Below are 13,207 nucleotides of genomic sequence, written 5' to 3'. Positions count from 1 at the left end.
TGCTGAAAGCATCTAAGCATGAAGCCCCCCTCAAGATGAGATTTCCCATAGCGCAAGCTAGTAAGATCCCTCGAAGATGACGAGGTTGATAGGTCAGAGGTGGAAGCGCGGCGACGTGTGGAGCTGACTGATACTAATAGATCGAGGACTTAACCACAAAAAGCCGAAGAAGCTGTTAAAAATAGCTTCTGGAGCTAGATTCAAAAAAATGAATGTAAATTGTTCTCTGTTATCTAGTTTTGAAGGTGCGAATCTTCATAAGTCTAGTGATTTTGGCGAAGAGGTCACACCCGTTCCCATACCGAACACGGAAGTTAAGCTCTTCAGCGCCGATGGTAGTTGGGGGACTCCCCCTGTGAGAGTAGGACGTCGCTAGGCAAGATAAAAGATCAGTTCCTTTTGGGACTGGTCTTTTTTGTGTTTTAACTTATTATCTTTTAAGGATATTAAAAGGACAAAGCAAGATAAAGAACAAGAGAAGTGTTCTGTTGAGGTATCCAATAAGACAAAACAGGAGCAAAGACCAATTGAACTTTCCAATTAGAGCATCCAATAGGACAAAGCAAGTGCAAATCCCGAGCAAAGTGTCCTGTTGGTGCATCCAATGGGACAAAACAAGAATAAAGAACAGCCGAAGTGTCCTGTAGTGGCATCTAATGAGACAAAACTAGAGTAAACGCTGGGTGAAATGTCCTATTAGGTAATCCAATAGGACAAAACAAGAGCAAATCCCGAGTGAATTGTCCTGTTGGGTCATCCAATGGGACAAAACAAGATCAAATCCCAATTGAAATGTACTGTAGTGGCTTCCAATGAGACAAAACAAGAGCAAATCCAGAGTGAATTGTCCTGTTGTGACATCCAATAGGACAAAACAAGAGCAAATCCCAACGAATTGTCCTATTGGGTCATCCAATAAGACAAAGCAAGAGCAAATCCCAATCGAATTGTCCTATTGGGTCATCCAATAAGACAAAGCAATAGCAAATCCCAATTGAAATGTCCTGTAGTGGCATCCAATGGGACAAAGCAAGAGCAAACCCCGAGTGAACTGTCGTGTTGGGTCATCCAATAAGACAAAGCAAGAGCAAATCCCAATCGAAGTGTCCTGTTGTGGCATCCAATAGGACAAAACAATAGCAAATCCCAATTGAAATGTCCTGTAGTGGCATCCAATGAGACAAAACAAGAGCAAATCCCGAGTGAAGTGTCCTGTTGGGTCATCCAATGGGACAAAGCAAGAGCAAACCCCGAGTGAATTGTCCTGTTAGAGCATCCAATAAGACAAAACAAGAGCAAATCCCAATCGAAGTGTCCTGTAGTGGCATCCAATAGGACAAAGCAAGAACACCCCCCCGAAAGAACTGTCTTATTAGCTCACCAATAAGACAAAACAAAAACAATCGACCAGAAAACTGTCCAATAAAGTCATTCAATAAGACAAAATAAAACCAACTCCCCTCAAAAATGCCCTAATAGAATACATAAAAAAGGTCAGTGCTTTATAATACCAGCACTAAACCCTGACCCTAACTAATACCAACATTTACTCATCTATCTTCTTAATAGCGATTTTTTTTCGATTATCATCAGGAATACGTTTGTGTAAATGTATGATTAATAATCCATTATGGTAGCTTGCGTCTATTCGGTCTTCTCTGACTGGGAATGGTAGTTGGACTACTCGCTCGAATTCTCCTTGAAAAATTCCCTCCTCAACCAGTTCGAACCCTTTGAAACGAAGGTTCACTTTTCCACGGACTTCTAATGTTTGATATTGCACAAATAAATCGAGATTATCTACATTTTCTAATCCAGGTATACTCATAACGACAAGTAGTTCATTTTCAGATTTGTAGAGATTTACTTGTGAGGTTACATTGTTCATCATTGGTTCGAAGCCTTTCCAGAACGAATCTCCAAAAAAACCATCCCATTGCTTTCTCCAATCATGCATATGTTTGAATTGATCCATATTCATCTATGTGACACTCCCTGTAGTTTAGGCTGTTCCATCATATGATATGAATACAAAGATGTGCTTGTGATATATAACTAAATATGAAGTAAAACCAGTTTATTTATAAAAAGAAATTTAGTAATATTAATTCTTATAGGTCTTTATCCAAAGTGAGAATAAGCCTGAGTCCGTTTTTTTATGTGAAACTTCGGGAAGGATAAGGATAGGAACTCGGGCAATGGAGGGAAACGTTGTGTTACAAAATAGTATTATGATGGTGATCATCATATTGGTTATTAATATTGTTTATGTTTCGTTTTTTACGATTCGTATGATTTTGACGTTAAAAGGACAGCGTTATTTAGCTGCTTTTATAAGTACGATTGAGGTAGTTATTTATGTTATTGGTTTAGGATTAGTATTGGATAATTTAAATCAAATACAGAATTTAGTGGCTTATGCGGTTGGATACGGAATCGGTGTCATAGTTGGAATGAAAATTGAAGAAAAGCTGGCTCTTGGTTATATTACAGTCAATGTTATTACAGATCAGGTGAATCGGGACCTCCCTAAGTTGATAAGAGAAAAAGGATACGGGGTAACGACGTGGGCTGCCCAGGGTTTAGAGGGTGAACGACAGTCTATGCAAATCCTGACGCCTAGAAAGTATGAATTAAAGCTGTACCATACGATAAAGGAGCTCGATCCAAGAGCATTTATTATTGCATATGAACCGAAAACCATTCACGGGGGGTTCTGGGTGAAAGCGGTGAAGAAAGGGAAATTAAATCAATGACGAAAAAAACAAAACTCAAATTTGAAGTAGAAAAGAATGAGACGATTGATCAATGTATCGAACGAATGAAGAAGGAAGGGTATACTCCAGTACGAAGAATGGAGGAGCCGATTTTTCAAGAGGTTGAACGAAATGGAACAATTGAGGTTGAGCCATGTGGTAGAAAAATAATATTTGAAGGAAAACTTGAGTAAAACACGAACATTGAATGATAATCATTTATCATTGTTCGATTATTAGTTGACAATGAGTTTGGAAAATTGATAAGATAATGTTAGTTAATTAGATGATTACCTCATATAATCTTGGGAATATGGCCCATAAGTTTCTACCCGACGACCGTAAATTGTTGGACTATGAGGGAAAGTAATCGTTCAAAGCCTGTAGATTTGGCAAATCTGTCTAATAATCTGCCCAGGTAGAATTGCTTTCTCTTTTTTTAGGGGAACGTTCTGCTATGGGCTTTTTTAATGCAAAGAAGGTAATAATGGGAGGAAATCAATGAATCCGCTTGTTGGCGTTATAATGGGAAGTACATCCGATTGGGAAACGATGAAACACACTTGTGATATTCTAGATGAACTTAATATTCCTTATGAAAAGAAAGTAGTATCAGCACATCGAACACCTGATTATATGTTTGAATATGCAGAAGCTGCAAAGGAACGGGGGATAAAGGTTATTGTTGCTGGTGCTGGTGGTGCTGCCCATTTACCAGGAATGGTTGCGGCGAAAACGACATTACCTGTTATAGGTATTCCGATTCAATCAAAAGCATTAAATGGTTTAGACTCTTTATTATCGATTGCTCAAATGCCCGGAGGCGTACCAGTGGCAACAGTGGCAATCGGAAAAGCAGGGGCAACGAATGCTGGTCTGCTAGCTGCATCTATTCTTGGAACACAATTCAGAGAGTGGGATGACAAGCTAGTAGAAAGAAGAGAGTCTACTAGAAATAAAGTATTAGAAAGTAGTGAAGAGCTTGTCTAATCAACTATTACCTGGTAAAACGATAGGGATCATAGGTGGCGGTCAGTTAGGGAGAATGATGACAATTTCTGCTAAGGAAATGGGATATGATGTTGTGGTTCTTGATCCAACCCCTAATTCACCATGTGGTCAAGTTGCAGATCAACAAATTCTTGCCGATTACGATGATTTAGAGGCGATTAAGAAACTATCATCATTAAGTGATGTCATTACCTATGAGTTTGAAAATATTGATTATGAAGCACTTGCGTGGCTAGAGAGTCATGCGAATTTACCACAAGGAAGCAAGCTGTTAAAGATTACTCAGGATCGTGGCTTTGAAAAGCAAGCAATTAGTGATGCAGGAGCAGAAGTTGCACCTTATCAATTAATTGATACGATTCAGGATCTGAGAACGGGGATAGAGCAGCTTGGAACACCTTGTGTGTTAAAGACAAGACGTGGTGGGTATGATGGCAAAGGACAATTCGTTATTAAATCGGTAAAGGAAATTGACTCTGCTGCAAAGCTTTTAGAAGTTGGAGCTTGTATTTTAGAAGCGTGGATACCTTTTGAAAAAGAAGTATCAGTGATTGTTACAAGGAATCCTGTAGGGGAAGTAAAGACATTTCCAGTCGCTGAAAATATCCATCATGAAAATATTTTACAGCAAACGATTGTACCAGCTAGGATTACTCCTGAGGTAGAGGAACATGCTATTGAAATGGCGATGAAGCTAGCAAACACGTTTGAATTAGTTGGTACACTTGCTGTTGAGATGTTTGTAACAAGAGATGGAGAAATTTATATTAATGAACTTGCGCCAAGACCTCATAATTCAGGTCATTATACGATTGATGCATGTGAGACATCTCAGTTTGAACAGCATATTCGTTCTGTATGTAATTTGCCACTAGGAGAGACAACTTTGCTACGTCCAGTAGTTATGGTGAATATCCTTGGTGAACATATGGAAGAAACATTAGAGATTGTGAAGATCTCCTCTTCAGCAAAGCTTCATTTATATGGAAAAAAAGAAGCGAAAGTAAAAAGAAAAATGGGACACATCAATATTTTGGGAAATACTGTTGATGAGGTATTTCAAAAACTAGAAAGAATCGATATATGGTGCAGATAAATGTAAGATTTTCTGACAAAGTTGATGAAAGAAATCGGAGGACAAAAAATGATTGAACGTTATACAAGACCTGAAATGGGTGCAATTTGGACAGAGGAAAACCGCTTTAATGCATGGCTAGAGGTAGAAATTCTAGCATGTGAGGCATGGGCAGAGTTAGGAGATATTCCAAAAGAAGACGTTGCATTAATTCGTAAAAATGCATCTTTCAATATCGACCGCATTTTTGAAATTGAACAAGAAACAAGACATGATGTTGTTGCATTTACACGTGCAGTTTCTGAAACACTTGGTGAAGAAAGAAAGTGGGTTCATTATGGATTAACGTCAACCGATGTTGTTGATACTGCTCTTTCTTATCTATTAAAGCAAGCAAATGACATCCTAGTGAAGGATATCGAGAACTTTGTTGAAATCCTAGCTAATAAGGCTCGCGAACATAAGCATACAGTGATGATGGGACGTACGCATGGTGTGCATGCTGAGCCAACAACATTTGGTTTGAAGCTTGCATTATGGCATGAGGAAATGAAACGTAATTTAGAGCGTTTCAAGCAAGCGGCTGATGGTGTACAGTATGGAAAAATCTCTGGTGCAGTTGGAACCTATGCAAATATCGATCCATTTGTAGAAGAATTTGTATGTACAAAGCTTGGAATTAAACCAGCACCGATTTCAACACAGACCTTACAGCGTGATCGTCATGCTGAGTATATGGCTACTCTTGCATTAGTAGCTACTTCAATTGAGAAATTTGCAGTAGAGGTACGTGGCTTACAAAAGAGTGAAACACGTGAAGTGGAGGAGTTCTTTGCAAAAGGACAAAAGGGTTCATCTGCTATGCCTCATAAGCGTAATCCAATTGGATCTGAGAATATGACAGGTCTTGCTCGTGTCATTCGTGGATATATGTTAACTGCTTATGAAAATGTGCCACTATGGCATGAACGTGATATCTCACATTCATCTGCAGAGAGAATTATCTTACCAGATGCAACGATTGCACTTAACTACATGTTAAATCGTTTTGGAAATATCATCAAAAACTTAACAGTATATCCAGAGAACATGAAGAGAAACATGGATCGTACCCTTGGTTTAATTTACTCACAACGTGTTCTGTTAGCATTGATTGATGCAGGGTTAACTCGTGAGGAAGCGTACGATACAGTACAACCGAAGGCAATGGAAGCTTGGGAAAAGCAAGTACCATTCCGTCAATTAATTGAAGCCGAAGAAAAAATCACAGATCGCTTAACTCCAACACAAATTGATGATTGCTTTGACTATAACTACCATATCAAGCATGTGGATATGATTTTCGATAGACTAGGTCTTTAAAAGAAATCTTGAGAGGTCGAACTTGTGTGAGACCTCTCCACTATAACTTGTCCTAGGGGGCTTTTGGATCATGGAAAAGCTAGAATTACTTTATGAAGGTAAAGCGAAGAGAATTTATCGTACAAATGAAGAGGATATCGTTTGGATTCAATATAAGGATAGTGCAACAGCTTTTAATGGAGAGAAAAAAGAAGAGATAACTGGTAAAGGTCGTTTAAATAACGAGATTACTAGCTTGCTATTTGAAAAGCTTCAACAAGCGGGGATCGAGAGTCATTTTATTCAGAAGATTTCGGATACAGAGCAGCTTGTTAAGCAAGTAACGATTATTCCATTAGAGGTTGTCGTTCGAAATATTATTGCTGGTAGCTTAGCTACTCGCTTAGGTATTGAAGAAGGAAGAAAGCTAGAACAACCATTTGTTGAGTTTTATTATAAAAACGATGATTTAGGCGACCCACTGATTACTGAAGATCATATTGAGATTTTAAAAGCAGCAACTCCAGAGCAGGTACAAGTGTTAAAAGAAAAAGCATTGCAAATTAATGAGGTATTAAAGACACATTTCCTAGAAAGCAATGTGAGATTAGTAGATTTCAAGCTTGAGTTTGGGCTAACTAATGAAGGGGCCATTTTATTAGCGGATGAAATTTCTCCAGATACTTGTCGTCTATGGGACATGGATACAAATGAGAAGTTTGATAAAGATGTATTTCGTAGAAATATTGGTAGTTTAACAGAGGCATACACAAAGGTATTATCACGATTAGGAGGCGGGCAGCATGTATAAAGTAAAAGTATATGTAACATTAAGAGAGAGTGTGTTAGATCCACAAGGAACAGCGGTGAAGGGTTCTTTACACAGTTTATCCTATAATGAAGTTGTTGATGTTCGAATCGGAAAATATATGGAACTTACGATTGAAAAATCTAGTCGTGATATTAATGAAGTGGTAACTGAGCTTTGTGAGAAATTACTAGCAAATACAGTGATTGAAGACTACCGTTATGAAGTTGAGGAGGTTGTCGCACAGTGAAATTTGCAGTCATCGTGTTTCCAGGCTCTAACTGTGATGTAGATATGTATCATGCGATTAAGGATGAACTTGGTGAAGAGGTCGAGTATGTCTGGCATGATGCCGACAATTTAGATTCGTTTGATGGGATTCTTTTACCTGGTGGATTCTCTTATGGGGATTACCTTCGTACAGGAGCAATCGCTCGTTTTTCAAATGTTATGAATGCCATCGTAAAAGCAGCTGAGGAAGGAAAGCCAGTTCTTGGTGTGTGTAATGGATTCCAGATCTTATTAGAGGCTGGATTATTACCAGGGGCTATGAGACGTAATGAAAACCTTAAATTCATGTGTCGTCCGACTGAATTAGTCGTAGAAAACAATGAAACAATGTTCTCCGCTGAATATGAAAAAGGCGAAGTGATTCAGGTTCCAATCGCTCATGGTGAAGGGAATTATTACTGTGATAATGAGACATTGAGTTTATTAGAGAAAAACAACCAAATTGTCTTCAAATATAAGAATAATCCAAACGGAAGCTTAAGTGATATTGCTGGAATCATGAATGAAAAAGGTAATGTTCTTGGGATGATGCCACATCCAGAGCGTGCGGTAGACAGACTTCTAGGAAGTGCCGATGGATTAAAGCTATTTAAATCAATTGTAAAACAATGGAGGTTATCTACGAATGTCGTTACTTCTTGAACCAAGTGCAGAGTTAGTGAAATCTGAAAAAATATACCGTGAGATGGGATTAAGTGATGAAGAATTCGCATTAATCGAATCAATCATTGGTCGCACACCAAACTACACCGAAACAGGTCTATTCTCTGTGATGTGGTCTGAGCATTGTAGTTATAAAAACTCAAAGCCAGTATTGAAGAAGTTCCCAGTGACTGGAGAGAAGGTTCTTCAAGGTCCTGGTGAAGGTGCTGGAATTGTTGATATCGGTGATAATCAAGCGGTTGTATTCAAAATTGAGAGCCATAACCACCCTTCAGCAATTGAGCCATATCAAGGTGCTGCAACAGGTGTAGGTGGTATCATTCGCGATGTATTTTCAATGGGTGCAAGACCGATTGCACTATTAAATTCACTACGTTTTGGAGAGTTGACTTCTCCACGCGTGAAATACTTGTTTGAGGAAGTAGTGGCAGGAATTGCTGGCTATGGAAACTGTATTGGAATTCCGACTGTTGGTGGAGAAATCCAGTTCGATCCTTCTTATGAAGGAAATCCATTAGTGAATGCAATGTGTGTGGGATTAATTAACCACGAGGATATTAAAAAGGGTCAAGCAAAAGGTGTAGGTAACACTGTTATGTATATCGGGGCAAAAACAGGTCGTGACGGAATTCATGGTGCGACATTTGCTTCTGAGGAGTTATCTGAGGATTCAGATGCAAAACGTCCAGCTGTTCAGGTTGGAGATCCTTTTATGGAGAAATTATTACTAGAAGCATGCTTAGAACTTGTAAAATGTGATGCAATGGTTGGAATTCAGGATATGGGTGCAGCGGGTCTTACTAGTTCCTCAGCTGAAATGGCAAGTAAAGCAGGCTCAGGTATTGAAATGAACCTGGACCTTGTTCCACAGCGTGAAACAGGGATGACAGGCTATGAAATGATGCTGTCAGAATCACAAGAGCGTATGTTAATCGTTGTTGAAAAAGGAAGAGAGCAGGAAATTCAGGACATCGTTGAAAAGTATGACCTTGAGGCAGTTGCTATTGGGGTTGTAACAGATGATAAGCGTCTACGTCTCCTTCACAAAGGTGAAGTGATTGCTGATGTACCAGTAGATGCACTTGCTGAAGATGCTCCTGTGTATCATAAGCCTTCTGCTGAACCAGCGTATTATCGCGAGTTTCAAGCGATGGAAGTAGCAGCACCAAAAGTAGAAGATTATAACGAAACGTTAGTGAAGCTGTTATCACAGCCTACAATTGCTAGCAAAGAATGGGTCTATGATCAATATGACTATATGGTTCGTACGAATACAGTGGTTGCACCAGGTTCTGATGCGGCAGTTGTTCGTATTCGTGGGACACAGAAATCTCTTGCAATGACAACAGATTGTAACTCTCGTTATCTATATTTAGATCCACTAGTTGGTGGGAAAATTGCTGTAAGTGAAGCAGCACGTAACATTGTCTGCTCAGGTGGAGAGCCACTTGCAATTACAGATAACTTAAATTTCGGAAATCCAGAAAAGCCAGAAATCTTCTGGCAAATCGAGCAAGCGGCTGATGGAATCAGTGAAGCATGTCTTGCCCTTAACGCTCCTGTAATTGGCGGAAATGTTTCTTTATACAATGAAACAAATGGAGTAGCGATTTACCCAACACCTGTTATTGGAATGGTTGGTTTAATCACGGATCCTTCTCATATTACAACTCAGGAATTCAAAGCATCTGGTGATCTGATCTATGTGATCGGTGAAGCAAAGGCAGAATTTGGTGGAAGTGAGCTTCAAAAGTTAGTTCATGGTGAGATCTTTGGTCAAGCACCAACACTAGATTTAGAGATTGAAAGAGATCGTCAAAAACGCTTATTAACTGCAATTCGAGCAGGAGTAGTAGCTTCAGCACATGATTTAGCTGAAGGTGGCCTTGCAGTTGCTTTAGCAGAATCGACATTTAGTGCAAAAGGTCTTGGAGCACGTGTAACGGTTCAAGGTGAAGTATTAGCAGAATTATTTAGTGAAACACAATCACGCTTCCTTGTTTCAGTTAAGCCTGAAAATAAAGAGCGTTTCGAGCAATTAGTAGAAGCAGAGCTTATTGGAGAAGTAACGAATCACGCAGACTTAGTAATTGTAAACAGTGAAGGTAACGAGCTTATCAACAATACTGTTGAGGAGTTACGTGCTGCTTGGAAAGGGGCTATCCCATGCTTGCTGAACTCAAAGGCTTAAATGAAGAATGTGGGATATTTGGCATCTGGGGTCACCCAGATGCTGCACAAATTACGTATTATGGACTTCATAGCTTACAGCATCGCGGTCAAGAGGGTGCAGGAATCGTTGTAAGTAATGGAGAGAAATTAAAAGCTCATAAAGGTGAAGGGCTTGTTACTGAAGTCTTCGCTGGTGGTCAAATCGAGGACTTGAAAGGAAAAGCGGCTATTGGTCATGTAAGATATGCAACTGCGGGTGGCGGGGGCATTGAAAATGTGCAGCCACTACTATTTCACTCTCAAGTGGGAGGGCTAGCGATTGCTCATAACGGAAATCTAGTCAATGCAAATGACTTGAAGCATCAGTTAGAGCATCAAGGAAGTATATTTCAAACGACTTCTGATACAGAGGTGCTTGCTCACTTAACAAGAAGAAGTGGTTATACCAAAATCCATGACCGAGTTAAAAATGCATTAACGATGTTAAAGGGTGCGTATGCATTTATTCTAATGACAGAGAAAAAAATGATGGTTGCACTTGATCCTAATGGTCTGCGCCCATTGTCACTTGGTCGATTAGGAGATGCGTATGTAGTTGCTTCGGAAACCTGTGCATTTGATGTTGTTGGTGCTGATTATATCCGTGATGTTGAACCTGGAGAATTCTTGATTATTAATGACGAGGGCATTCACTCTGAATTCTTCTCACGTAATACGAACCGTGCCATCTGTAGCATGGAATATATCTATTTTTCAAGACCTGATAGCGATATCGGTGGCATCAATATACACACAGCACGAAAGAGTTTGGGGAAGAAGCTTGCCCATGAAGCTGTTATTGAGGCGGATGTTGTTACAGGTGTCCCTGATTCAAGCATGTCAGCGGCGATCGGATTTGCTGAGGCATCAGGTATTCCTTATGAACTAGGATTGATTAAAAACCGCTATGTGGGACGTACCTTTATCCAACCTTCACAATCACTTCGTGAGCAAGGGGTCAAAATGAAGCTCTCACCAGTAAGAGGGGTTGTTGAAGGGAAGCGTGTGGTCATGGTTGATGATTCGATTGTTCGTGGAACAACAAGTCGTCGAATCGTGTCAATGTTAAGAGAAGCTGGGGCAACTGAGGTTCATGTAAGAATCAGTTCACCGCCAATAAAAAATCCTTGTTTCTATGGGATTGATACGTCAACTCATGAAGAACTAATTGCGTCATCTCATTCTGTAGAAGAAATGCGTAAAATTATCGGAGCAGATTCGCTCGTGTTCTTAAGTGAACAGGGCTTAGTCGATGCAATTGGAAGAGATGATGAAGGTGAATATCGTGGCCAATGTATGGCTTGCTTCACTGGGAAATACCCAACAGATATTTATCCTGACACGGTACTTCCACATGAAAAGGCGTAAGAAATCAGAGGAATTTGTCTTAACTTAGGAGGATATAGAATGGCTAACGCTTATAAGCAAGCTGGAGTAGATATTGAAGCTGGTTATGAAGCTGTAACGAGAATGAAAAAGCATGTAAAGCGGACAATCCGTCCTGAGGTTCTTGGTGGTCTTGGTGGATTTGGAGGCATGTTTGACCTTTCTAAGGTAAATGTGAAGGAACCTGTCCTAGTTTCTGGTACGGATGGTGTTGGGACAAAGCTAATGCTGGCTTTTATGATGGATAAGCATGACACAATCGGTATTGATGCGGTTGCGATGTGTGTAAATGATATCGTTGTACAAGGTGCAGAGCCTTTATATTTTCTAGATTATATCGCATGTGGAAAGGCTGTTCCTGAGAAAATTGAGAGCATCGTCAAGGGAATTGCAGATGGATGTGAAATGGCGGGATGTGCTCTTATCGGTGGAGAAACAGCTGAAATGCCTGGACTCTATAGTGAGGATGAGTATGATTTGGCTGGATTCACAGTCGGTGTTGCTGAGAAGTCTAAGTTAATAACTGGTGAGTCTATTCAACCAGGTGATGTGTTAATTGGTTTATCATCTAGTGGTATTCATAGTAATGGATACTCTCTTGTTCGTAAGGTGCTTTTAGAGGATGCTAAGCTTGATTTACATCAAAAGTATGGAGAATTAGAGCTATCATTAGGTGAAGAACTACTTCGTCCAACTAAGATTTATGTGAAGCCATTATTAGAAGTACTGAAAAAACATGATGTCAAAGGAATGTCTCATATCACAGGTGGTGGATTTATTGAAAATATTCCACGTATGCTACCAGCAGGTATCGGAGCAGAGATCGATTTTGGTTCATGGCCGATTCCAGCCATCTTTGATTTGCTTGAGGAAGCAGGGAAATTAGATAAGAAGGAAATGTTCAATATTTTTAATATGGGTATCGGAATGGTTTTAGCTGTGAGTGAAGATTCTATGCCAGAAATTATTCAAATCCTTGAAGAAAATGGTGAAAAAGCATTTATTGTTGGCCGCACGACAGAAGGCGAAGGAATAAGCTTTGGTGGAGGACGTCTTTCATGAAGAAGCTAGCCGTCTTCGCTTCTGGGAGCGGAACGAACTTTCAAGCGATTTTAGATGCTGTCCGTGAAGGGACTCTTGATGCAGAAATCACCTTACTTGTTTGTGATAAGCCGGGAGCAAAGGTGATTGAACGTGCAGAGAGTGCGGGAGTGGATACCTTTGTTTTTTCAGCGAAGGAATTTGCGAGCAAGGTAGAATTTGAGACTTTAATAGTTGAGAGATTAACTAAACTAGAGATTGACCTAGTTGTGTTGGCTGGCTATATGAGGTTAATCGATCAGACTTTATTAGCAGCGTATCCAAATCAGATTGTGAATATCCATCCCTCATTCTTACCTGATTTTCCAGGGAAGGATGCGATCGGTCAGGCCTATAGAGCAGGCGTGAAAACAACTGGGGTCACGATTCATTTCGTAGATGAAGGTATGGATACTGGTCCAATCATTGCTCAAAGGACGATTGAAATTGAGCAGGATGATACGTTAGAACGATTAGAACAGAAGGTTCATGAAGTTGAGCATATCTTTTATCCAGAGACTTTACAGAGTCTACTTAAAGAGATAGCTGTCGGGTAACAAAAATCACCTAGTAGGAGAGAGTATG

13 protein-coding genes, 2 rRNA genes and 1 riboswitch are annotated in these 13,207 nt (G+C 39.8%); of the genes, 14 read left to right on the top strand and 1 reads right to left on the bottom strand.

Going from position 1 to position 13,207, the window contains the following annotated elements; all coding sequences use genetic code 11:
- A 23S ribosomal RNA gene (locus F7888_RS11765) occupies positions 1 to 157 on the top strand; the annotation flags it as partial.
- Between the two features lie 105 nt (positions 158 to 262).
- Positions 263 to 378: ribosomal RNA gene (gene rrf / locus F7888_RS11760) — 5S ribosomal RNA — on the top strand.
- Positions 379 to 1,546: 1,168 nt separating this feature from the next.
- Here the strand turns inward: rrf and F7888_RS11755 are convergent.
- Positions 1,547 to 1,981, bottom strand: a complete 435-nt coding sequence (locus tag F7888_RS11755) for an Hsp20/alpha crystallin family protein (protein ID WP_191779712.1) — start codon at positions 1,979 to 1,981, stop codon at positions 1,547 to 1,549.
- 217 nt (positions 1,982 to 2,198) lie between these two features.
- On the opposite strand from F7888_RS11755, the gene F7888_RS11750 reads away from it, so the two are divergent.
- From F7888_RS11750 to purN, 12 genes are all read left to right on the top strand, one after another.
- Complete coding sequence (locus tag F7888_RS11750; protein ID WP_191779710.1) at positions 2,199 to 2,756, top strand: DUF2179 domain-containing protein; 558 nt, start codon at positions 2,199 to 2,201, stop codon at positions 2,754 to 2,756.
- The gene (locus F7888_RS11745) at positions 2,753 to 2,950 is read left to right on the top strand and encodes an NETI motif-containing protein (RefSeq protein ID WP_191779708.1); all 198 of its coding nucleotides are present in this window, start codon (positions 2,753 to 2,755) and stop codon (positions 2,948 to 2,950) included. Before F7888_RS11750 ends, F7888_RS11745 begins: the two co-directional genes overlap by 4 nt.
- Positions 2,951 to 3,031: 81 nt before the next feature.
- Positions 3,032 to 3,133: riboswitch (purine riboswitch) on the top strand.
- A gap of 124 nt (positions 3,134 to 3,257) precedes the next feature.
- Positions 3,258 to 3,746 (top strand): 5-(carboxyamino)imidazole ribonucleotide mutase, encoded by a 489-nt coding sequence (gene purE / locus F7888_RS11740; RefSeq protein WP_191779705.1) that lies wholly within the window; start codon positions 3,258 to 3,260, stop codon positions 3,744 to 3,746.
- Positions 3,739 to 4,863 (top strand): 5-(carboxyamino)imidazole ribonucleotide synthase, encoded by a 1,125-nt coding sequence (gene purK, locus F7888_RS11735; RefSeq protein ID WP_191779703.1) that lies wholly within the window; start codon positions 3,739 to 3,741, stop codon positions 4,861 to 4,863. The genes purE and purK overlap by 8 nt, the downstream gene beginning before the upstream one ends.
- Positions 4,864 to 4,911: 48 nt before the next feature.
- Positions 4,912 to 6,204, top strand: coding sequence for an adenylosuccinate lyase (purB, locus tag F7888_RS11730; RefSeq protein WP_191779701.1), 1,293 nt, complete (start codon positions 4,912 to 4,914; stop codon positions 6,202 to 6,204).
- 70 nt (positions 6,205 to 6,274) lie between these two features.
- The gene (gene purC, locus F7888_RS11725; RefSeq protein WP_191779699.1) at positions 6,275 to 6,994 is read left to right on the top strand and encodes a phosphoribosylaminoimidazolesuccinocarboxamide synthase; all 720 of its coding nucleotides are present in this window, start codon (positions 6,275 to 6,277) and stop codon (positions 6,992 to 6,994) included.
- Entirely contained in the window at positions 6,987 to 7,241 is a 255-nt protein-coding gene (gene purS, locus F7888_RS11720; protein WP_191779697.1) for a phosphoribosylformylglycinamidine synthase subunit PurS, read from the top strand. The genes purC and purS overlap by 8 nt, the downstream gene beginning before the upstream one ends.
- A complete protein-coding gene (purQ, locus tag F7888_RS11715) occupies positions 7,238 to 7,924 on the top strand; it encodes a phosphoribosylformylglycinamidine synthase subunit PurQ (protein ID WP_191779695.1) in 687 nt (228 codons plus the stop codon). The genes purS and purQ overlap by 4 nt, the downstream gene beginning before the upstream one ends.
- Positions 7,908 to 10,136, top strand: coding sequence for a phosphoribosylformylglycinamidine synthase subunit PurL (gene purL, locus F7888_RS11710; protein ID WP_191779693.1), 2,229 nt, complete (start codon positions 7,908 to 7,910; stop codon positions 10,134 to 10,136). Before purQ ends, purL begins: the two co-directional genes overlap by 17 nt.
- On the top strand, positions 10,112 to 11,524 hold the full coding sequence (gene purF, locus F7888_RS11705) for an amidophosphoribosyltransferase (RefSeq protein ID WP_191779691.1): 1,413 nt from the start codon (positions 10,112 to 10,114) through the stop codon (positions 11,522 to 11,524). The genes purL and purF overlap by 25 nt, the downstream gene beginning before the upstream one ends.
- A 39-nt stretch (positions 11,525 to 11,563) precedes the next feature.
- Positions 11,564 to 12,604 (top strand): phosphoribosylformylglycinamidine cyclo-ligase, encoded by a 1,041-nt coding sequence (gene purM, locus F7888_RS11700; protein WP_191779689.1) that lies wholly within the window; start codon positions 11,564 to 11,566, stop codon positions 12,602 to 12,604.
- Positions 12,601 to 13,179: a phosphoribosylglycinamide formyltransferase gene (gene purN, locus F7888_RS11695; RefSeq protein ID WP_191779687.1), complete on the top strand. Its 579-nt coding sequence runs from the start codon at positions 12,601 to 12,603 to the stop codon at positions 13,177 to 13,179. The genes purM and purN overlap by 4 nt, the downstream gene beginning before the upstream one ends.
- Positions 13,180 to 13,207 lie beyond the last annotated feature (28 nt).

This window comes from Litchfieldia stipae (assembly GCF_014837155.1).
Taxonomy (GTDB): domain Bacteria; phylum Bacillota; class Bacilli; order Bacillales; family Bacillaceae_L; genus Litchfieldia.
This window is presented reverse-complemented; position numbering and strand designations above follow the sequence as displayed.